The following is a 20,457-nucleotide window of genomic DNA, read 5'->3' as shown; positions in this document are numbered from 1 at the left end:
CGCCGAGGAAGTTCGGTCGCTCAGCCCTCGATGTTCTCGGGATTCATCCAGATGATTTCCCAGATGTGGCCGTCGGGATCCTGGAAGCTGCGGCTGTACATGAAGCCGTGATCCTGCGTCGCGTTACCTTCGGAACCGCCGGTCGCGAGCGCCTTGTCGACGAGGGCGTCGACGGCCTCACGGGTCTCGGCCGAGAGACCGAGCAGCGCTTCCGTCGACGTCGAGGTGTCGGCGATGCCCTTGGTGGTGAAGGTCTTGAAGAAGGGCTCGGCCAACAGCATCACGACGATGGTGTCACTGATGACCATCGACGACGCATTCTCGTCGGAGAACTGCGTGTTCTTGGAGTATCCGAGGCCCTCGTAGAAGGTGGTGGCCTTGCCGAGGTCCTTGACGGGCAGGTTGAGGAAGAACATCGGCTGCGGGTTTGTCGCCATGAAAGGTCCTTTCCGAGACTTTGCTGTGCGCCTTTATTAACCGCCGGCGGTTAATAAAGGCGCACAGTAGACCTAAACTCCACCCATGGATACCTGGGTGTTGCCCGCCATGCTCGGTCTCGGACTCGCCGCAGCGTCCGGAATGCGAACCTTCCTGCCGCTGCTGATGCTCAGCGCTGCCGTCCACTTCGAACTGTTCGGGATCACCGTCGGCGAGTCGATGCGGTGGATCGGATCCACCGGCGCGCTGGTGGCATTGGCAATAGCCGCGGTGGTCGAACTGGGTGCCGACCTCATTCCCTTCGTGGACAACGCACTCTCGGTGATCGGGAACGTCACCGGACCCATCGCCGGAGTGATCGCGGCCTGGGCGGCCTTCAGCCATCTCGACCCTGCGATGGCCGCGTTGGCGGGCATCATCGTCGGAGCGCCGACGGCGCTGACATTCAGCGCCGCCCAGACCGGCACTCGCGCGGTCAGTACGGCCACTACCGGTGGACTGGCGAATCCCGTCGTCTCCGTCATCGAGGATGTGCTGACTTTCTTCACCTCGTTGATCGCGATGATCTTGCCGCTCCTGATCATTCCGCTGCTCGCCGCACTCTTGTGGTTCAGTTGGCGCGGATGGCGACGTGTCCGGAGTCTGCGCACCGCCTGAACCTGCGGACCTGGTAGACAAGTCGTCATGTCCGACACCGAGATCTCGTTCCAATCCGGCGACGTCACCCTGTACGGGAGCCTTCGCCTGGCAGCCTCACCCGACTCCCCGGCGCCGGCCGCGCTGATTCTGGCCGGCAGCGGCCCCACCGACCGAAACGGCGACAGCGCGCTCCTCGAAGGCGACATCGGAACTCTGCGGTTCATCGCGGATCTTCTTGAAAATCAAGGCATTTCAAGCCTGCGTTACGACAAGCTCGGCAGCGGCGAAACCGCCCTCGGCGACTACGAGATCGAGGACATCGCCGATCTCGGCTTCAACACATTCGTCGACGCCGCCTCCGACGGACTTGACTACCTCGCCGGACAACCCGGCGTCGATCCCGAGCGACTGTTCGTCGTCGGACACAGCGACGGCGCCGTCGTCGCGCTGGCACTTGCCACGGCGAAAGAGGGCACAAGAGTCAGCGCCCTCGCACTGCTCGAGCCACTGAGCGTCAGGCTTCTCGATCTACTCACGACGCAGATTCACCGCCAGCTCGACGCCGTCGTCGGCGCCGGACAGTTGCCGGTCGAACTGGCTGACGAACTGCGCGTAGCGCTCGCCGACGCCGTCGAGTCTCTTCGATCCGAGGGCACAGTTCCGGATGATCTACCCGAACCGCTGCAGAACGCGGGACTCGTTCACGCCAATGCCAAGGCACTCGCCGAGGAAGACGCACTGGACCCGGTTGCGCTCGTAGCGGCACTGCCGGCAGGCATGCCCGTTCTCACCAGCTGCTCGGACAAGGACATCCAAGTAATTCCCTCCGACGTCGCGGCACTCGACGCCGCGCTCTCACATACCGCGCTGACTTCAGTGCGGATGCGCAACGCCAACTTCGTACTCAAGGACATCGGCGAAGAACAGTCCACCGGGGCCGACTACGTCGCTCCGCTTCCGTACTCGGCAGAGTTCGCGGAGCCCTTCACAGCGTGGGTCCGCTCGTTCTCCTGATCACGTACAGACCGAACGTCCTCTTTTTCGGGTAGAAAGTTCCCTCCGCGAACCATCGCGGAGGGACTTCCGCTTTCTACGCCTGACCTGCAACAAAGGCTCTCTCAATCCAGCGAACCCGGGGACAGAAGCCACCCGGAGTTTACGTTCGCGGCGCTTTTTATTGGTGCGAACCCTCGATCCGTGCTGTACGGTCATCCATTAACCAGCAACGCCACACAGAAAGGAACGGACGTCATGTCGCTACACCCGAACTTTGCATCCGTACCTTCGTGGCGCAGCTGCACCGCAGGCAAGCACATTTTTTCGGCCGCAATGTCGGCCAAGCACATGGGCAACAAGCGCGGTGTACCCCGAGAATGATCCCCAGTTTCACCGGATTCGTTCTCGGGCACCCAGGGCAAACGCCTCGGGTGCCTTTTCTTTTACCTTTCACACGCAGGAGCACCACATGAAACTTCGAGTCAACCAACTGTCCATCGCGCCGCCGTATGTCGATCTGCCGGGTGACCTCACCGGATACGCCGTCACCCTGGATCTTTCGCACTCCGATGCTGCCCACGAAGCCACCCTCGGCGCACTGATCAGCGAGATCCGCAGTCGCGGAGCCTCACGCGTCGTCATCACCGGCTCACCCCGCGAACTCCAGGGCACCCACAGCAGCGCAGCCTGAAAGAACGGGCAGCCTGAAAGCAGAACGGGCCCCGAACTCCCGTTGAGGAGTCGAGGCCCGCTACCGAAGCAGAAAGTTAGTGCGCGAAGTGGCGCGCACCGGTCAGATAAAGAGTGACACCGGCTTCCTTGGCCGCGGCAATCACCTCGTTGTCGCGAACCGAACCACCCGGCTGCACAACAGCCTTGACGCCGGCGTTGAGAAGAACCTGCAGACCGTCAGGGAACGGGAAGAACGCGTCCGAGGCCGCAACCGAACCTACGACGCGGTCACCGGCTCGCTGAACAGCAAGATGCGCTGCATCGACGCGGTTGACCTGGCCCATACCGACGCCGACGGACGCGCCGCCGGAGGCCAGCAGGATCGCGTTTGACTTCACCGATCGGCTGGCACGCCAAGCAAATTCGAGGTCTGCGAGAGTCTCGGCATCTGCAGCCTCACCGTTGGCGAGAGTCCAGTTAACCGGGTTGTCGCCGTCAGCGTCCAGAACGTCGCGCTGCTGGAGCAAGGTACCGCCAGAGATCGGACGCAGTTCGATTCCGGTAGCGGTCGGAGCGGCAGCCTTCAGAACACGAATGTTCTTCTTACGCTGCAGAACCTCGACAGCCCCGTCTTCGTACGAGGGCGCGATGACAACCTCGGTGAAGATATCGGCGATCTGCTCTGCCAGTTCGACGGTGACCTCACGGTTGGCTGCGATGACACCACCGAAAGCACTGACCGGATCACAAGCATGCGCCTTGCGGTGGGCGTCGGCAATGTCGGTCCCGATGGCGATGCCACACGGGTTGGCGTGCTTGATGATTGCGACGGCCGGATCAGTGAAGTCGTAAGCTGCACGCCACGCTGCGTCGGAATCCGTGTAGTTGTTGTACGACATCTCCTTGCCGTGCAACTGCTCCGCCTGAGCCAAACCTGCAGGCGCAGCCGGGTTTTCGTACAGCGCGGCGTCCTGGTGCGGGTTCTCACCGTAGCGAAGGACAGCGCTGCGGTTCCAGGTAGCACCGACCCAGGCGGGGAACAGCGAACCGTCCTCGTCAGCTGCGATCGTGCTCGTCATCCAGCTTGCAACAGCGACGTCGTACGACGCAGTGTGCTGGAACGCCTGCGCCGCAAGCACAGTGCGCTCACGCAAGGTGAATCCGCCACCGGCAACGGCCGTCAGGACATCGGCGTACCGAGCCGGATCGACCACGACGGCAACCGACGGATGGTTCTTGGCTGCAGCACGCACCATCGACGGGCCGCCGATGTCGATCTGCTCGACGCACTCGTCCGGGCTAGCGCCCGAGGCAACCGTCTCGGTGAAGGGGTACAGGTTCACGACGACCAATTCGAAGGTCGCGATGCCGAGTTCCTCGAGCTGAGCGAGGTGATCCGGCTTGCGGGTATCGGCGAGGACGCCGGCATGGACGCGCGGATGCAGCGTCTTCACGCGGCCTTCGAGGCATTCCGGGAATCCGGTCAGAGCCTCGACCGGGGTCACGGGGATTCCGGCGTCGGCGATCTTCGACGCGGTCGAACCGGTCGAGACCAACTCGACACCGGCCTCGTGCAGGCCCGTGGCCAGCTCGATCAGACCACTCTTGTCGTAGACGCTGACAAGTGCACGGCGCACAGCCTTGCGTTCACTCACTGGGGATCACGGCCTTTCGTCCATCGGAAACCACTCCGCGCGTAGCAACAGCGGCGATGACGTCCGCCAACAACCGTCGCTCCACAATTTTGATGCGTTCATGCAACGAAGACTCGGTGTCGTCGTCATGCACCGGCACAGCTTCCTGCGCCAAGATCGGCCCGGTATCAACTCCGCCGTCGACGAGATGCACCGTGGAACCGGTGACCTTCACGCCGTACGCCAGAGCGTCGGGAACCGCGTGCGCGCCGGGAAAGGCAGGCAGCAACGCGGGATGAGTGTTGATGATTCGGCCGCCGAAACGCGCGAGAAAGCTGGGGCCGAGGATTTTCATGAAGCCTGCACTGACCACGAGATCGGGTTCGTGCTCGGCCACCGCCGCTGTCAGCGCCTCGTCCCAGGCGGCACGATTTTCATAAGTCTTGATCGAGACCTTGAAGGACGGGATCTTCGAATCCGCAGCGTGCTCGGCGGCGAGGCAGTCACGATCTACACCGACGGCAACGATCTCGGCGGGGTATCCCTCGGCGTGCGAAGCGTCGATCAGCGAAGTCAACAGGGTTCCCGCGCCGGAAGCGAGTACGACTACCCGCGCGATCGAGTCGCGAAATTGGACCCCGTCGGGCATTGTCGGCTGCGGATTGTCGGCCGAGGCAGTCAGCGCACTACTCCTGAGAACTGGAAGATGATGCGGCCGGAGTATCGGCCGCATGACAGCCTAGTCGCTGGACTTCTGCGGCTTCGAGGGCAGGTCGGTCTCCGGCTCGGCCCCGGCTGCGGAGTCGGCTGTGGGGTCCACCTCGGGTGCCGCGACAACCTCGGCGTCGACTACTTCGATCTCGACGGTTTCCTCTGTCACTACCTGCACGGGTTCGCCTGATTCCTCGACGATTTCCGCTTCGACGACCTTGGTGACAACGACCGCAGATTCCTGGGCCAGCACTTCGCCCGTGTTCTCGTCGTCCTCGTCTTCCGGGGTGGCCGTAGCCGTGATCGCAAGTTCGGGCTCGACTGTTCGAGCCGGTTCAGCCGTCGGGGGCGCAACCTCGTCCTTCATGTGTCCGCGGTGTGAGAACCACATCGCGAACAGCGCCGAGACCGTTCCGAACAATCCCAGCCACGCAAAAGTCAGAAGACCGAAGCCCCACCACAGGACCTCCACGGTGCCGAACTGCCCGAGGTCTCCCCCGGCAGCAAGAGCGAGCAGCGCCATGACGACGCCGGCACCGGCAGCTGCCGTCAGCACTGCGAGCACGCTGTCCTGCCCGGCGATGCGTCGAGCGCAATCACGGCCGAGCATCATGCCCACCGCTGCCGGAACGATCAACAACACGGGCCAGATTCCACCGGCGACGCCTTCCGGAATCGCTCCGAGAAGGGGCAAGGGTGGCAGGTCACCGCCGATGTTGCCGAACACGCTGATGGAGACATTGCCGAAATCGGCCGTCGATCCCGTCATCACCGCGGCTGCGCCGACCACGAGGTTCGGCAGATAGAGCAGCGACAACACCGTCAATCCCAGTACGCCGACAAACCCGTTGCCGCGCGCGAGTAGGTCACCGACCGTCGACCAGGACACGAGTAGTGACACCACGACGGCCACGGCGCCCGCAGCCAACAGCGCTGCCGACGCAGCCGTTGCCGGTCGAACAGCGGCAGATGCCCACGGCGGAATCTCGGCGACGACGCGATCCCAGTGCGCAGCAGCAACACCGACGGACGCGGCGATCAGGTGAATCCCGGCGACCCAGCCGAAAGCGGCCAACGTGTTGGGGCTCGACAGCGGAATGGCTGCGGAGGCGTCGGCGACCACGGCGAGAGCGATTGCCGTGATAGTCAACGGTCCGGCTACCGCGGCCCCCACCAGGCGGAGGGTGTCGTCACGGGAGTCGGTGTGCACCGCAGTCGACGCGCATCGGCGTGCAACCACCCACATCATGACGGCCGTCGGAAGCAATGGCAGTACACCGAGTTGGACGCCGCTGATAGTCGCCGGCACCTGGTGGATGACCAACCATGTGGTGGCAATGGCGCCGAAGGTTCCGGTCAGGTCGCTGCTCGCCGATACCAAGGTGACCACAACGACAGCCGCGATCAGCAGCATCGTCAGACCCGACGGCCGGAAGGCGACCGTCAGCAGCTTGCGCGCCAGGTCCGGGTTCGGTGCCGGGCGACCGCCGCCGACGCGGCCGCCGCCAGTACGACCACGTCCGGGTCGTGAGGACGCGGGACGGGACCGGGTGCCATCAATCAAAGAACTCATCCCCTCGAGGGTTTCACTCGATAGTGCGCCGCGCACTCAGGCGCGCCGTCGGGCTCACGGAATGTGGCCTCCACCCGCAGCGGGTCGGAGGCCACATTCATGTTCGTGAAACGAAGTAGTACTACTGCTGACGCTCGTCGGGGTTCTGCGAGCCGAAGACCTTGGTCTCGGCCGCGGAATCGCTGCTGCCCTGGTCAGGCTCAGCAGACGGCGTCGGCGCTTCGAAAGTGGGCGGCTCGAAGCCCGTCGGCTGCTCGGTCGAGCCAGTCTGCTGCTGGTTGTACGGCTGGCCGTAACCGCGCGGAGCGGTGAACTGATCCGACGAGTAACTCGGGTTCGGCTGACTCGCGGGCTGCGAGGTCAGCGGATAGTAAGACGACGTCGTCGCGGACGAGTCGGTCTGTGCGGGATTCTGCACCGGGTTCTGACCGTAGGGAGACGCAGTCTGGCCGTAAGGCGGCTGCGAAGCAGTCGGGTCGGCGGGGGCGGTGTGCGCTCCCCCGTATCCCTGCTGCTGCGCCTGCCCGTACTGCGGGTTCTGCTGGTACTGGCCCGGCTGCTGAGCCTGCTGCGGCTGGCCGTACTGAGCCTGTCCGTATCCCTGTGGCTGACCTGGCGCCTGCCCCGGCGCCTGGCCCTGGGGCTGGCCATAGCCCTGCGGCTGACCGTACTGCTGAGCTACCGGACGCGGCGCGGGAGCCTTCAGGATTCCGATCTCGAACAACAACGCGGCGACTGCGACGACCGTCTGCACGAACGAGAGGATCAGCACGATGATCAGACCCCAACCGAGGCTGATGTCGACGTAGTCGCTGGTACCTACGGAGAACGCGGCGAACACCAAAGCGAAGAAACCCGTGAGGGTGAGCGCTGCGGCAATGCCTGCATACGACTGCTTCGGGAGGAGCGATACGCCTGCGACCACACCGCCGGCGAAAACGAATCCGAGGCCGTAGATGCTCGACTCGAAGAAGCTCGAACTGGTATCCAGACCGCTACCGATGCCGCTGCTGCTTCCACTGATCGACGTGAAAGGCGCAAAACCGAGTAGGAAATTGATCAGGCCGAGTGCCGCGACGGCGATGAGCAGGATGAATCCGAGATTCTTGGTTCCACCGCCCGCTGCCGGCTGATTCGGTGGCCCGAAGCTGGGCCCTTGCGGCGTGAACGTCATGACTTCTCCTCGTAGACGGTCTTCGATGGTTACCAGCGTATGTGTCTCGACTTCGCACGCTAACACCGACAGGAGACAATGGGCAGATGCCCTTCACCCTCGCGCCCGGCGCCGACCATGTCGTCGAAACCGAGGTGAAGCACTCACGATTCATCGCCGCGCTTCGCCGGATCGACGACGCCGAGGCCGCCACGGAGTTCGTCGCGGAGCAGAAGTCGCTGTATCCCGATGCGCGCCATCATTGTTCGGCTTTCGTGATCGGATACGAAGCGAACTCACGCGTCGAGCGTGCACACGACGACGGCGAACCAGGCGGGACAGCTGGGGTGCCGATGCTTCAGGTTCTCAAGTCTCGAGATCTGGTCGATGTGATTGTTGTCGTCACGCGCTACTTCGGCGGAATCAAGCTGGGCGCCGGTGGATTGGTCCGCGCGTATTCGGGAGCCGTCTCGGTTGCTCTCGATTCGGCCGAGCTTGTGGCCAGGGAGAGGAAGATCCTGCGCACTTTGGCGATCCGGCACTCAGAGGCCGGTCGGGTGGAAGCGGAACTGAGAGCGCGGGGCGTCTCGGTGCTCGGAACTACGTACGGATCGAAGGCGGTGATGACGCTCGCCGCCGGTGACGCCGACGATCTCGACTCGATCGTCGCATCCATCACATCCGGTGCCGGGCAGTTGGAACCTGCCGGGTCGATGTGGGTCGATACCACTGTGCGTGGTTAAGGAGTCCGGAGACTCCCTAACCACGCACGGGGGCGAAGCCCCTTACAGGGACTGAAGAATCTCGCGAGCGAGAGCAGCAGTGGCGGACGGCGTCTTGCCGACCTTCACGCCTGCAGCTTCGAGAGCTTCCTGCTTTGCCTGAGCCGTTCCCGAGGAACCGGAGACGATGGCGCCTGCGTGGCCCATGGTCTTGCCTTCGGGAGCGGTGAAGCCAGCCACGTAGCCGACGACCGGCTTGGTGACGTTGGCCTTGATGTAATCGGCTGCACGCTCTTCCGCGTCGCCACCGATTTCACCGATCATCACGATGACCTTGGTCTCGGGATCCTTCTCGAACGCCTCGATGGCGTCGATGTGGGTGGTTCCGATGACCGGGTCGCCGCCGATGCCGATGGCGGTGGAGAAGCCGAAGTCACGGAGTTCGTACATCATCTGGTAGGTCAGGGTGCCCGACTTGGAGACCAGGCCGATGGGGCCGGTGCCTGCAATGTTGGCGGGCGTGATGCCGACGAGGGCCTCACCCGGGGTGATGATGCCGGGGCAGTTCGGTCCGATGATGCGCGTCTTCTTGCCCTTGGACTCGTTGTACGCCCAAGCGTAAGCGGAGTCCTGAACCGGGATGCCCTCGGTGATGACCACGAGGAGCGGGATCTCCGCGTCGATGGCCTCGACGATGGCGTCCTTCGAGAAGGCCGGGGGAACGAATGCGATGGAGACGTCTGCGCCGGTCTCCTTGATTGCCTCTTCGACCGTCGCGAAGACGGGGAGCTCGACAGGGGAACCGTCAGCAGCAACGTGCGAGACCGTGGTGCCGGCCTTGCGAGCGTTGACGCCGCCGACGACCTGGGTGCCGGCCTTGAGCATCAGAGCGGTGTGCTTGGTGCCCTCGCCGCCGGTGATGCCCTGGACGATGACCTTTGAATCCTTGGTGAGGAAGATTGCCATTGTTCTGTGAGTCCCTTACTTCGCTGCGTGAGCGAGTTCGGCGGCCTTGTCGGCGGCCTCGTCCATGGTTGCGACGACCGTGACCAGCGGGTGGTTGGCCTCGGCGAGGATGCGACGACCCTCTTCGACGTTGTTTCCGTCCAGGCGAACGACGAGCGGCTTGTTGGCCTCGTCGCCCAGGGTCTTCAGTGCGCCGACGATGCCGTTGGCAACTGCGTCACACGCGGTGATGCCGCCGAAGACGTTGACGAACACGCTCTTGACCTGTGCGTCGTTCAGGATGACGTCGAGGCCGGCAGCCATGACTGCAGCGGAAGCTCCGCCGCCGATGTCGAGGAAGTTGGCGGGCTTGACGCCACCGTGGTTCTCGCCGGCGTATGCGACGACGTCCAGGGTGGACATGACCAGGCCTGCGCCGTTGCCGATGATTCCGACCTCACCGTCGAGCTTGACGTAGTTGAGGTCGTTTTCCTTGGCCTTGAGCTCGAGGGGATCGGTAGCGTCGCGATCCTCGAATGCCTCGTGGCCGGGCTGACGGAACGCTGCGTTCTCGTCGAGGGTGACCTTGCCGTCGAGGGCGAGGATCTGATCGTCAGGCGTACGAACGAGGGGGTTGACCTCGACGAGGAGTGCGTCCTCGTTGATGAAGACCTCCCACAGCTTCTGGATCGTGACGGCCGCTGCGTCGAGCACCTCTGCGGGCAGCTTTCCTGCCTCGGCGATGCTGCGCGCGAACGCGAGGTCGACGCCCTTGACTGCGTCGACGGGGATCTTGGCGAGAGCGTCGGGGTTCTCCTCGGCGGTGACCTCGATCTCGACGCCACCCTCTACCGAGCACATGGCCAGGTAGGTGCGGTTGGTGCGGTCGAGCAGGAAGGAGATGTAGTACTCCTCGGCAATGTCACTTGCCTCTGCGACCAGCAGCTTCTTGACGACATGGCCCTTGATGTCCAGGCCCAGGATTGCCTCGGCGTTTGCCACTGCGGCATCCACGTCGGGCGAGTACTTGACGCCACCGGCCTTGCCGCGGCCGCCTACCTTGACCTGTGCCTTCACCATCACGGGCTTACCGATTTCTTCGGCAATCTCGCGTGCGCCGGCGACTGTGTCTGTAACACGTCCAGCCGAAGTCGGCACTCCGTGCTTGGCGAAGAGTTCCTTCGCCTGGTATTCGAAGAGATCCATCTGCTCACCGTCTCGTCTGCGTTGTCACCCGCTCGAGGGGTAGGAGCGGGTCTGTTCTGGACTTTAACCAGTTGCCGCGTTCGGTTTGCGCCCGCACTGATGCTATGTGGCCCAAGTCACGCGCAAATGCGCAATGAGGCACGCCTCACCGATCGAGCAAGGTGGCCACACCGAATTTGTCAAGCATCAGTCTCACTGATTCTTGCGCTCGAGAACGCTGCAACGAGAAGCAACACTATGCCCGTGGCCGCTGTGATCGCACCCACCCCCACGGTTGCGTCCGATATGCGCGATGAGGTGAGCGGCCACTCACTGACGTACACCAGAGCTGCCACGGCAGATCCGATCAGCAATGCCGCGCCTCGAGCCGGCCGCGCAGACGCTGCGATCACCGCGGCAATCACGACGGTCACGCCGACGAGCAGTTGCCCCCAGACGTCAATTCCCCACGGCCACTCCAGAACTGACGCCGCTGTGTAGGCGTCACCCCGATAGAGGGGAAGCGCGGTCCCGATCAGGACTGCGACTGCGCCGATCCCACCGACGAGAAGCACCAGCCCTCTCGAACCGCCGTCTACCGACGTGTCGACGTCTTCACGTTCTGCGCTTCCCGCCAGCCAGACGAGCAGTCCCGTCGCCGCAGCGAGGAGAGCCGCGCCACAAAGCACGAAGGCGCCGGCACCTAACCCGACGCCTGGTACGTCCGTCGCGATGACCGCCGACTGCATCACAGCCGCGACGCCCATCACGACGGTGGTCCACAGCACTCCGACGGCCGGACGCACCACGGCGGCGCGGCCCGGGGCAAACAGGCCCAGCGCGGCGAGGAGCAATACGGCAGCCGCGAGCAGGACAACTCGAGACGACAGCATCGACGGCTCCGGGATTCCGTCCGGCAACGACAGGACAGGCAAAGCCGAGCCGACGCCCGCAACAGCCGCAGTGATGATTGCGGCGGTACCGGCGACGCGGTGAAGTCTGTCGACCCGCGCTTGCGCCGCCCGGGACTGAGCCACCATCGCTGCTTTGAGCGCACCCTTTGTTGTCTTCGCAGGCGCGCGGACCACACTTTCAGCGGGAATCGCATCCGTTTCACGCCTGGATGCGAGGTAAGGCGCTGAAACTCCGATCACGACGATGACCACGGCGGCCAGTGCCCCGACCACGGATCCCGAACCGACGCCGATCCGATCGCCGGCCGCGAACCCAGCCATCACCCTGGTTCCACTGACTGCGAGTGCGCCGAGGCCGACACCGATCAGGGCGCCGCAGCCCACCGGCAGCGAGATGGACGTCAACGCCGCCGCGACCACAACGAGCACCGCGACGCCGAGCAATCCTGTACCGACGGCGGTGGCCGACGCCGAGTCGACGAGCGGTTTGACCAGAAAGATCGGATCCTGCGAACTGAAGGACGGCCCGAACAGGGAGAGCACGAACACCACAGCAGCCAGAATCAGCAGCGCTGTCGGCCACGCGCCGATCCGTCCGCCAACCGATCGCCCGTCGAATTCCGCGGCGCGAGCGCTGCCGTATCCGTCCCGTTCCGATTCACGATGGACGGCGACAAGTCCGAGCACCCCGGACAGGACAAGAAGGCAGTGTCCCGCGAGCGCGAGATAAGCGCCAGGACCCGCATCGATCGAACCCGCCGAAATCGGACGGAAAAGGTCCAAGCGGTTTGCATCGATTGCGTCGACGAACAACTGGACGTCGAGAATTGCCGCTCCGAGCGACACCGCCCCGATACCGGCCAGGAGTCCACCGGCGAAGGCGGGCCTGCGGCCCGAGGTGAGCACTGCAACCAACGGCACGATGATCGTGCAGACGGCCGCGAAGAGAGCGGCAGAAGCAAGAGCCCCCGTCGTGTCGACCCCGCGGCCACTCCCGACTCCGACGACGGGACTGGCCGCCACTCCGACGGCACCGAGCAGTCCGATTACCGCCGCGAGTGGCGCCCCGGACTTCACTCCGGGGTCGTCGAAACGCGCCTGCGACGTAGTTCCAGGTGTTGTGGACACTCGATCGACGGTAGTGCCTGAATGGACCGGTGATCCGGTTGTGACACGCGTGATCACGAAACGAGATGATTCGTCCGTTTTGCCCGTATCGACATATTCCCAGGTCAAGCTGTGAGGCACGTCACATAATCGGACAGGTTTCCGCTACGGCTTGCGCCCATCGCAATCATTTCGTTACCGTCAGTCGGTCTAAGTCACGGGCTGATCACGAACTCGAGGAGAGAACCGGCATATGCATCACCGCAGCCAGTTCACCGCTAGTAGGTTCTCGAACTCAGCTCCAGACGAGGTCACGACCACTTATCCAACGCACTCGGCCAGGCGTTACACCGAGACCAAAAGTTCTGAGATCTCTACCGATATGTTCACTCGAAATTCATCCTCCACGTCGTCAGATTCCGACTCTCACGAGTTCGTCGAGTCCGACGTGATCAGCACCCCCACTTACGCCTCTTCCGCACCGACAGTCGATGTCGAATCTCCGGTTCGCCGCAGCGGTGCTCACCGACTCCCCACCCCTCCCTCTGCTCTCAAGGGCCGCGCCGCCGTTCTGGCAGTTGCAGCCGGCGCAGTTGTCGCCGCGGGCCAGGCAGTTGTCAACGACGGTTCCTCTTCCGCCGCCGACCACTCGGAAGTTGCACTCGCCAACGAGTCCTCCGCGATCGGCACCACCGCAGAACCGCAGGCCGCTCAGTTCGCTCCGGCCACCTCCACGGCAGCCACCACCGAGGCCGACGCTCCCCAGGTCCTCAACGTCGCAGCACCGACCGACCTCTCCCAGTTCAGCAACCTGCTTGCCAAGGGCCAGCGTTTCAGTGACGAGCGCGCAGCACGCGAAGCAGCTGCCCGTCGCCCGCTGTTCGTCCTGCCGGCAGTCGGCACGTTCACGTCCAACTTCGGCACCCGCTGGGGCACCCTGCACGCCGGCGTCGACATCGCCGCCCCGATCGGGACGCCCATCGTCGCAGTCGCCGACGGCAAGGTCATCGATTCAGGTCCGGCTTCCGGATTCGGCATGTGGGTACGCCTACAGCACGCAGACGGAACGATCACCGTCTACGGCCACATCGACACGTCCACCGTCACCGTCGGTCAGCAGGTCATGGCCGGCGACCAGATCGCCACTGTCGGCAACCGCGGCTTCTCCACCGGCCCCCACCTTCACTTCGAGGTTCACCTCGCCGGCGAGAACAAGATCGACCCCCTCCCCTGGCTCGCATCACGCGGCATCAGCCTCGGTATCGAGCAGGACTGACCGCAAGCGCAACGCTTCTGACAAAAACTTCCGGCCCGCACCTTTCCAGGTACGGGCCGGAAGTTTTTTGTCTGTCTTCTACAGCTTGACCATCGGCACACCGCCGATGAGCATCAACCGCACCTTGCCCGCGCTACCGAAGTCGATGGTGACCGTCGCGGTTGGTCCGGTGCCCTTGGTTTCCAACACGGTGCCCAGACCGTACTTGTCGTGACTGACGCGGTCACCCGTGGCAAGGACCAGAACGTTGTTGCGGCCACGCGCGGCACCGAAACTGGGAGTCGACGCAGCCTTGCCGGACCCTCCCCCGTAGTTCTGCCCGCCACCGTATCCCTGGCCGCCCTGGCTGCCGTATCGGCTTCCGCTGCCGTAACCCGGCCTGCCGCTTCCGAATCCACCACCGGTGCCCGGATCCTCACGGCGCCAATTGATCAGGTCCTCCGGGATCTCCTGGATGAACCGCGACGCCGGGTTCTGGATCGGTTGTCCCCAAGCCGAACGCATGATCGCGCGCGTCAGGTACAGGCGCTGCCTGGCACGGGTGATGCCGACGTAAGCGAGTCGACGCTCTTCGGACAGCTCTGCCGGATCACCGAGGGCGCGCATGTGCGGGAACTGCCCGTCCTCCCAACCGGTGACGAAGACGACCGGGAACTCGAGGCCCTTGGCGGTGTGAAGCGTCATCATCGTCACGACGCCGTCGTCGGAGTCCGGCAGTTGATCGGCGTCGGCGACAAGTGATACCCGTTCGAGGAAGGCGGCGAGCGAACCCGGATCGGGTTCGCCTTCACGCATTGCTGCGGTTTCCTCGTCGTCCGGATCGATCAGTCCGGCCGCGTTTCGTGCGTCGGAGCTGAATTCTCTTGCCACGCTGACGAGTTCGTTCAAGTTGTCGAGCCGCGCGCCGTCCTGTGGATCGCTGCTGGCCGCAAGCTCGGCGCGGTAGCCGGTTCGCTCGAGCACCGCCTCGGCGACCTCACCGATGTCACCGAGTTCGAAGGGTTCGTCCTCGTCGGCGGCCGGCGTCGGCAGCAGGGCCCGCAGCCCGTCCATCATCTCGAGGAACGACGCGATGGCCTTCTGTGACCGCGTATTGAGCAGCGCCACTTTGCCTTCCGCGCCGTCGCGCAGTGCGGCGGCGAAGCTGATGTTGCGATGCTCGGAGTGCACGGCGACGCAGGCTTCGGCTCGATCACCGATACCGCGTCGTGGCGTGTTGAGAATGCGTCGCAGGCTCACGGTGTCGTCTTCGTTGGCGAGGACGCGCAGATACGCGACGATGTCCCGAACTTCCTTGCGCTCGTAGAAGCGAACGCCGCCGACCACCTTGTACGGCACTCCGAGTCGAATGAAGATCTCCTCGAGCGCGCGTGAGGAGTTGTTGGTCCGGTAGAACACCGCGATGTCGGCGAACTTGGTCTCGCCCTGGTCCACCAGCCGATCGATCTCCGAGGCGACAAAAGATGCTTCGTCGTGCTCGTTGTCTGCAACGTAGCCGACGATCAGTTCACCTTCACCCGAATCGGTCCACAGACGCTTTTCACGTCGGCCGGTGTTCTTGGAAATCACGGAGTTGGCCGCAGACAGAATGTTCTGCGTCGAACGGTAGTTCTGTTCGAGAAGGATGGTCCGAGCGTCCGGGTAGTCGCGTTCGAACTCTTCGATGTTGCGGATAGTGGCTCCGCGGAATGCGTAGATCGACTGATCGGCGTCACCGACGACGCACAATTCGGCCGGGGCAACGGCATGGTCGGACTCTCCGGCACCGCCGACCAGTTCACGCACCAGCATGTACTGCGCGTGGTTGGTGTCCTGGTACTCGTCGACGAGCACGTGACGGAAGCGGCGGCGGTAGTACTCGGCGATCTGGGGAAACGCCTGGAGAAGCGCAACGGTCTCACCGATGAGATCGTCGAAGTCGAGTGCGTTCGCCGCACGCAACCGCTGTTGGTAATGGCCGTAGACCTTGGCGATCAGTCGCGGCAGTTCGGCCGGATCCTGATCGGCTGCGACAACCGCCTCCTCCGGTCCGACGAGTTCGTTCTTCAGATTGGAGATGTGAGTGGCGAGAAGCCGCGCGGAGAATCGTTTGGTGTCGAGCTCGAGGTCCTTCGAGATCATCGTCAGCAGTCGACGCGAATCGTCGGAATCGTAGATCGAGAAATTCGAGTTCAAACCGGGCAGGAGCGCCGCCTGTGCTCGCAGGATGCGCACGCAACTGGAGTGGAACGTCGATACCCACATGGCGTTGGCACGCGGTCCGACAAGAGCTGCCACACGCTCGCGCATCTCGGCCGCAGCCTTGTTGGTGAACGTGATGGCCAGGATCTGACCGGGGGTGACACCCCGTTCGGCCAGCAGATAGGCGATGCGACGCGTCAGCACTGCCGTCTTGCCCGAGCCGGCGCCCGCGACGATCAGCAACGGCGAACCGGCATGGACCACGGCCTCGCGCTGTTGCGGGTTGAGACCCTCGAGGAGGGCGTCCGAACCCGCGCCATGTCCCCGCGCGCCGCCCCCGTCGTGCTGGGAATGTCCGTCGTGCTCACCGAGTGCTGGGTACGTGTTCATCGCCTGTCCACGCTACCGGCGTCCACCGACACGGTCGTCAGTGCGTCCACCTGCTGGTAGAGGCACTTGGATTACCTGTGTCGAGCATGGCAAACTGGACGCTATGTTCAGCATTTCCGTTCGCGACAACACGGCCGACCCCGTCGGCCCGCTGTGGCGTTACTTTACGTGCCCCGGACCTCGGTGCACGTGATCTGAACAGCTCACCCGCCCCTGGTCCGAATCGGATCCGGGGCATTTTCGTCAGTGTGCCTGGATCGGTAACGACCCGAGCCGAGACCACGATCCACGCAGTAGGAAGAGGAGACGAATAGCAATGAGCACCCAGGCTGCAGCCCCCAATGGAAATACTGTAAATACTGTAAACACTGCGCCGACAGACGTCGAGATCCCCCAGAGTGAGGCGGAGATCGACGAACTACGGAAAGAAATCGACCGTCTCGACGCCGAGATCCTCGCGGCCATCAAACGCCGCTCCGAGGTCTCCCAGATCATCGGCCGTACCCGGATGGCATCGGGTGGTCCGCGTCTGGTGCACAGCCGAGAGATGAAGGTCCTCGAACGGTTCAACGAGCTGGGCCAGGAAGGCCACACCCTCGCGATGCTGCTCCTGCGCCTGGGCCGCGGACGCCTGGGCCACTAGCGCACACCCAGATTACTTGCGAACGGCTACATCGGATGCCTCTGGCAGTCCCGATGTAGCCGTTCGTGTGTGTATCAGTTCTCGAGCGCGATGTACTTCGTGTTCAGGTATTCCTCGATCCCCTCGGTCCCGCCCTCGCGGCCGAATCCGGATTCCTTCACACCGCCGAACGGCGCTGCCGCGTCCGAGATCACTCCTCGGTTGACGCCGATCATTCCTGATTCCAGTGCGTCGGAGACCCGAAGCGCACGGTCGAGATCCCTCGTGAAGATGTACGCAGCCAATCCGAACTCGGTGTCGTTGGCGGCCGCGATGCCTTCGGCTTCGGTGTCGAAGCCGGTGATCGCGGCAACGGGTCCGAACACCTCTTCCTTCAGTATCCGCGCGCTCGCCGGAACGTCGGCCAACACCGTGGCCGGATAGAAGTAACCCTCACCACCTGGCGCTTTACCGCCCAGTCGAACCTTCGCCCCGGCATCCACCGCATCTGCAACCAACTCTGCGACCGTGTCGAGCTGGTTCTGGTTGATCAGCGGGCCGAGCTTCGTCTCCGGGTCGGTACCCGGTCCCATCGTGAACGCCGCCATCTTCTCGGTCAGCTTGGTCGTGAACTCCTCACGCACGGCGTTGGCGACATGGAACCGGTTGGCGGCGGTGCAGGCTTCGCCTCCGTTGCGAAGCTTGGCCAGTACCGCACCCTCGACTGCCTTGTCTACGTCCGCGTCGTCGAACACGACGAAGGGCGCATTGCCACCCAATTCCATCGACGTGCGGAGCAATCGCTTCGCGGACTTCTCCACCAGCATCTTGCCGACGCCGGTGGAGCCGGTGAAGGTGAGCTTGCGCAGTCGAGGGTCGTCGATGAGAGGGCCGGTCACTTCACCGGATTTCGATGTCGGCAACACCGAGAGGACTCCGTCGGGCAGCCCTGCTTCGGCCATGAGCTGAGCGAGCAGCAGCATCGTCAACGGGGTCTCCGAGGCGGGCTTGACGATGATCGTGCAGCCGGCGGCCAACGCCGGTCCGATCTTGCGGGTGCCCATCGCCAACGGAAAATTCCAGGGAGTGATGGCCAGACACGGTCCGACCGGCGCCTTGGTGACAAGGATCCGGCCGTTGCCCGCCGGCGCCGGCGTGTAGCGCCCGCCGATGCGAACGGCCTCCTCGCTGAACCACCGGAAGAACTCGGCGCCGTATTTGACCTCGGCACGGCTCTCGGCGAGTGCCTTGCCCATTTCGAGGGTCATCAGCAGCGCCACGTCCTCGGCGCGCTCGGTGATCTTCTCGAAGACGGCTCGCAGAATTTCACCACGCTCGCGCGCAGGTGTGCTCGCCCACTTCGACGAGACGGCCACGGCTTCGTCGAGAGCGCGCAGCGCGTCCGCGGGGCTCGCATCGGCGACGTCGGTCAACGATTTTCCGGTCGCCGGATCCGCCACCGGGAAGGTCGCGTTGTTCTCCGCGGGCACGAACCGGCCGCCGACGAACAACTGGGTGGGAACTGATCGAATGAATTCGAATGTGTCCATGGGTTCCATGATGCTCGTCGGAGCCGCGTCCGTCTGCCCGCCAGCGAGACTCACGCGGAAGTTTCCAGCTTGTGCCACTAAAGTCGATGATCGTGAGCACTGACATCACCGGAACCTCAGCCTGGCAGAAACTGCGCGCTCATTACGCCGACATCGAAGGCGTTCACCTGCGAGAACTCTTCCAGGACGATCCAGCCCGCGGGCGAGAGCTGACGATCGACGCCGGTGATCTTCACATCGACTACAGCAAGCATCGCGTCAGCCGCGAGACTCTCGCGCTACTCGTCGAGCTGGCCCGCGAGGCCGGCGTCGAGGCACGACGCGACGCGATGTTCGCGGGCGATCACATCAACAGCTCGGAAGACCGAGCCGTGCTGCACACAGCACTGCGTCTGCCGAAGGATTCTGCTCTGACCGTCGACGGTCAGGACGTCGTCGCGGACGTTCACGAAGTTCTGGACGCGATGGGCGCTTTCGCGGATCGGGTGCGCAGTGGCGAGTGGACGGGCGCCACCGGCAAGCGCATCCGCACCATCGTCAACATCGGCATCGGCGGTTCCGATCTCGGGCCCGTGATGGTCTATCGCGCGCTACGGCACTACGCGGACGCCGGGATCAGCGTTCGGTTCGTCTCCAACATCGACCCGGTCGACCTGGTCGGGCAGCTCGACGACCTCGATCCGGAGACGACGCTCTTCATCGTCGCGTCCAAGACGTTTTCCACCCTCGAGACGCTCACCAACGCGACGGCGGCAAAGCGTTGGCTGTTCGCCGGTCTGGGCAGCGAAGACGTCTCGGCCGTAGCCAAGCATTTCGTCGCAGTCTCCACCCATGGTGATCGCGTGGCGGAGTTCGGCATCGACACCGCGAACATGTTCGGATTCTGGGATTGGGTCGGCGGGCGCTACTCCGTCGACTCGGCGATCGGCTTGTCGGTCATGTGCGCCGTCGGACCCGTTCGTTTTGCCGAATTCCTCGACGGTTTCCACCAGATCGACACGCACTTCCGAAACCAACCGCTCGAGCAGAACGCGCCGGTTCTCCTCGGGCTCATCGGACTCTGGTACTCCAACTTCTTCGGCGCTCAGTCCCGCGCAGTGCTGCCCTACTCCAACGACCTGTTGCGCTTTCCCGCGTACCTGCAGCAGCTGACCATGGAGTCCAATGGCAAGTCGGTGCGCGCCGACGGCTCACCGGTGACCACGTCCACCGGTGAGATCTTCTGGGGCGAGCCGGGGACCAACGGCCAACACGCGTTTTATCAGCTCCTGCATCAGGGCACGTGGCTCGTGCCCGCCGATTTCATCGGCTTCGCGGAATCCACCGACGATCTGCCGACGGCGGACGGCACCGGATCCATGCACGATCTGCTCATGAGTAACTTCTTCGCTCAGACAAAGGTTCTCGCCTTCGGCAAGACTGCCGAAGAAATCGCTTCAGAGGGCACGGCCCCGGAGTTGGTGCCGCACAAGGTGATGCCAGGCAACCGGCCTTCGAGCACCATCCTGGCCAAGGAATTGACGCCCTCGGTCGTCGGTCAGTTGATCGCACTCTACGAGCACCAGGTATTTGTCGAAGGTGCTGTGTGGGGTGTCAATCCGTTCGATCAGTGGGGCGTCGAACTCGGCAAGACGCAGGCACTGGAACTGGGACCTGCACTCTCCTCCGAAGAGGCACCAGGCGACCTCGGCGACACGTCCACCGACGCACTCGTGCACTGGTACCGCAAGGAGCGCGGACGGGCCTGAT

General features: G+C 63.8%; 17 protein-coding genes. 7 read left to right on the top strand and 10 right to left on the bottom strand.

Annotated features, from left to right (window positions below):
* Positions 1-20: 20 nt before the first annotated feature.
* Complete coding sequence (locus tag H351_RS10985) at positions 21-437, bottom strand: VOC family protein (protein WP_007727590.1); 417 nt, start codon at positions 435-437, stop codon at positions 21-23.
* 85 nt (positions 438-522) lie between these two features.
* On the opposite strand from H351_RS10985, the gene H351_RS10980 reads away from it, so the two are divergent.
* The 3 genes from H351_RS10980 to H351_RS10970 all read left to right on the top strand — a co-directional run bounded on the left by H351_RS10980 (position 523) and on the right by H351_RS10970 (position 2,764).
* Entirely contained in the window at positions 523-1,095 is a 573-nt protein-coding gene (locus H351_RS10980; RefSeq protein ID WP_007727593.1) for a DUF4126 domain-containing protein, read from the top strand.
* A gap of 27 nt (positions 1,096-1,122) precedes the next feature.
* The gene (locus tag H351_RS10975; protein WP_029255933.1) at positions 1,123-2,091 is read left to right on the top strand and encodes an alpha/beta hydrolase family protein; all 969 of its coding nucleotides are present in this window, start codon (positions 1,123-1,125) and stop codon (positions 2,089-2,091) included.
* Positions 2,092-2,542: 451 nt separating this feature from the next.
* Positions 2,543-2,764, top strand: a complete 222-nt coding sequence (locus H351_RS10970; RefSeq protein WP_003946391.1) for a hypothetical protein — start codon at positions 2,543-2,545, stop codon at positions 2,762-2,764.
* A gap of 76 nt (positions 2,765-2,840) precedes the next feature.
* Here H351_RS10970 and purH read toward each other — a convergent pair whose 3' ends face one another.
* The 4 genes from purH to H351_RS10950 all read right to left on the bottom strand — a co-directional run bounded on the left by purH (position 2,841) and on the right by H351_RS10950 (position 7,837).
* Complete coding sequence (gene purH, locus H351_RS10965; protein WP_029255934.1) at positions 2,841-4,400, bottom strand: bifunctional phosphoribosylaminoimidazolecarboxamide formyltransferase/IMP cyclohydrolase; 1,560 nt, start codon at positions 4,398-4,400, stop codon at positions 2,841-2,843.
* Positions 4,393-5,112 (bottom strand): phosphoribosylglycinamide formyltransferase, encoded by a 720-nt coding sequence (gene purN / locus H351_RS10960; RefSeq protein WP_020970352.1) that lies wholly within the window; start codon positions 5,110-5,112, stop codon positions 4,393-4,395. The genes purH and purN overlap by 8 nt, the downstream gene beginning before the upstream one ends.
* A 6-nt stretch (positions 5,113-5,118) precedes the next feature.
* Positions 5,119-6,663, bottom strand: a complete 1,545-nt coding sequence (locus tag H351_RS10955; RefSeq protein WP_081051149.1) for a cell division protein PerM — start codon at positions 6,661-6,663, stop codon at positions 5,119-5,121.
* Positions 6,664-6,784: 121 nt separating this feature from the next.
* Positions 6,785-7,837, bottom strand: a complete 1,053-nt coding sequence (locus H351_RS10950) for a DUF5336 domain-containing protein (protein WP_029255936.1) — start codon at positions 7,835-7,837, stop codon at positions 6,785-6,787.
* A gap of 86 nt (positions 7,838-7,923) precedes the next feature.
* On the opposite strand from H351_RS10950, the gene H351_RS10945 reads away from it, so the two are divergent.
* Positions 7,924-8,559, top strand: coding sequence for an IMPACT family protein (locus H351_RS10945; RefSeq protein ID WP_020970355.1), 636 nt, complete (start codon positions 7,924-7,926; stop codon positions 8,557-8,559).
* A 42-nt stretch (positions 8,560-8,601) separates the two neighbouring features.
* Here H351_RS10945 and sucD read toward each other — a convergent pair whose 3' ends face one another.
* The 3 genes from sucD to H351_RS10930 all read right to left on the bottom strand — a co-directional run bounded on the left by sucD (position 8,602) and on the right by H351_RS10930 (position 12,710).
* Positions 8,602-9,504, bottom strand: coding sequence for a succinate--CoA ligase subunit alpha (sucD, locus tag H351_RS10940; protein ID WP_003946432.1), 903 nt, complete (start codon positions 9,502-9,504; stop codon positions 8,602-8,604).
* A 15-nt stretch (positions 9,505-9,519) separates the two neighbouring features.
* Positions 9,520-10,689 carry an ADP-forming succinate--CoA ligase subunit beta gene (sucC, locus tag H351_RS10935; RefSeq protein WP_019744753.1) on the bottom strand — a complete coding sequence of 390 codons (1,170 nt, stop codon included), beginning with the start codon at positions 10,687-10,689 and terminating at the stop codon, positions 9,520-9,522.
* Positions 10,690-10,868: 179 nt separating this feature from the next.
* Positions 10,869-12,710: a hypothetical protein gene (locus H351_RS10930; protein WP_244891475.1), complete on the bottom strand. Its 1,842-nt coding sequence runs from the start codon at positions 12,708-12,710 to the stop codon at positions 10,869-10,871.
* Positions 12,711-12,942: 232 nt separating this feature from the next.
* Here H351_RS10930 and H351_RS10925 point away from each other — a divergent pair, with 232 nt between their 5' ends.
* Positions 12,943-13,965, top strand: coding sequence for a M23 family metallopeptidase (locus H351_RS10925; protein ID WP_020970357.1), 1,023 nt, complete (start codon positions 12,943-12,945; stop codon positions 13,963-13,965).
* 78 nt (positions 13,966-14,043) lie between these two features.
* Here the strand turns inward: H351_RS10925 and pcrA are convergent, their stop codons facing one another.
* Positions 14,044-16,536, bottom strand: coding sequence for a DNA helicase PcrA (pcrA, locus tag H351_RS10920; RefSeq protein WP_020908650.1), 2,493 nt, complete (start codon positions 16,534-16,536; stop codon positions 14,044-14,046).
* A gap of 316 nt (positions 16,537-16,852) precedes the next feature.
* Here pcrA and H351_RS10915 point away from each other — a divergent pair, with 316 nt between their 5' ends.
* Entirely contained in the window at positions 16,853-17,179 is a 327-nt protein-coding gene (locus H351_RS10915) for a chorismate mutase (RefSeq protein WP_019744757.1), read from the top strand.
* Between the two features lie 74 nt (positions 17,180-17,253).
* On the opposite strand, the gene H351_RS10910 is transcribed toward H351_RS10915, so the two are convergent.
* Entirely contained in the window at positions 17,254-18,708 is a 1,455-nt protein-coding gene (locus H351_RS10910; protein ID WP_024487185.1) for an NAD-dependent succinate-semialdehyde dehydrogenase, read from the bottom strand.
* Positions 18,709-18,800: 92 nt separating this feature from the next.
* Between H351_RS10910 and pgi the strand changes: the two genes are divergently transcribed.
* Positions 18,801-20,456 (top strand): glucose-6-phosphate isomerase, encoded by a 1,656-nt coding sequence (gene pgi, locus H351_RS10905; RefSeq protein ID WP_021345178.1) that lies wholly within the window; start codon positions 18,801-18,803, stop codon positions 20,454-20,456.
* Position 20,457 lies beyond the last annotated feature (1 nt).

It is taken from the genome of Rhodococcus erythropolis R138 (assembly GCF_000696675.2).
Taxonomy (GTDB): Bacteria; Actinomycetota; Actinomycetes; order Mycobacteriales; family Mycobacteriaceae; genus Rhodococcus_F; species Rhodococcus_F erythropolis.
Note: the sequence above shows the minus strand (reverse complement) of the source record. Positions and strands in the feature narration are given on the sequence as shown.

Bases quoted from the DNA above. Each gene is read 5' to 3' on its own strand.
- H351_RS10985 (WP_007727590.1), bottom strand. From the start codon at position 437: ATGGCGACAAACCCGCAGCCGATGTTCTTCCTCAACCTGCCCGTCAAG.
- H351_RS10980 (WP_007727593.1), top strand. From the start codon at position 523: ATGGATACCTGGGTGTTGCCCGCCATGCTCGGTCTCGGACTCGCCGCA.
- H351_RS10975 (WP_029255933.1), top strand. From the start codon at position 1,123: ATGTCCGACACCGAGATCTCGTTCCAATCCGGCGACGTCACCCTGTAC.
- H351_RS10970 (WP_003946391.1), top strand. From the start codon at position 2,543: ATGAAACTTCGAGTCAACCAACTGTCCATCGCGCCGCCGTATGTCGAT.
- purN (WP_020970352.1), bottom strand. From the start codon at position 5,112: ATGCGGCCGATACTCCGGCCGCATCATCTTCCAGTTCTCAGGAGTAGT.
- H351_RS10955 (WP_081051149.1), bottom strand. From the start codon at position 6,663: ATGAGTTCTTTGATTGATGGCACCCGGTCCCGTCCCGCGTCCTCACGA.
- H351_RS10950 (WP_029255936.1), bottom strand. From the start codon at position 7,837: ATGACGTTCACGCCGCAAGGGCCCAGCTTCGGGCCACCGAATCAGCCG.
- H351_RS10945 (WP_020970355.1), top strand. From the start codon at position 7,924: ATGCCCTTCACCCTCGCGCCCGGCGCCGACCATGTCGTCGAAACCGAG.
- sucD (WP_003946432.1), bottom strand. From the start codon at position 9,504: ATGGCAATCTTCCTCACCAAGGATTCAAAGGTCATCGTCCAGGGCATC.
- sucC (WP_019744753.1), bottom strand. From the start codon at position 10,689: ATGGATCTCTTCGAATACCAGGCGAAGGAACTCTTCGCCAAGCACGGA.
- H351_RS10925 (WP_020970357.1), top strand. From the start codon at position 12,943: ATGCATCACCGCAGCCAGTTCACCGCTAGTAGGTTCTCGAACTCAGCT.
- pcrA (WP_020908650.1), bottom strand. From the start codon at position 16,536: ATGAACACGTACCCAGCACTCGGTGAGCACGACGGACATTCCCAGCAC.
- H351_RS10915 (WP_019744757.1), top strand. From the start codon at position 16,853: ATGAGCACCCAGGCTGCAGCCCCCAATGGAAATACTGTAAATACTGTA.
- H351_RS10910 (WP_024487185.1), bottom strand. From the start codon at position 18,708: ATGGACACATTCGAATTCATTCGATCAGTTCCCACCCAGTTGTTCGTC.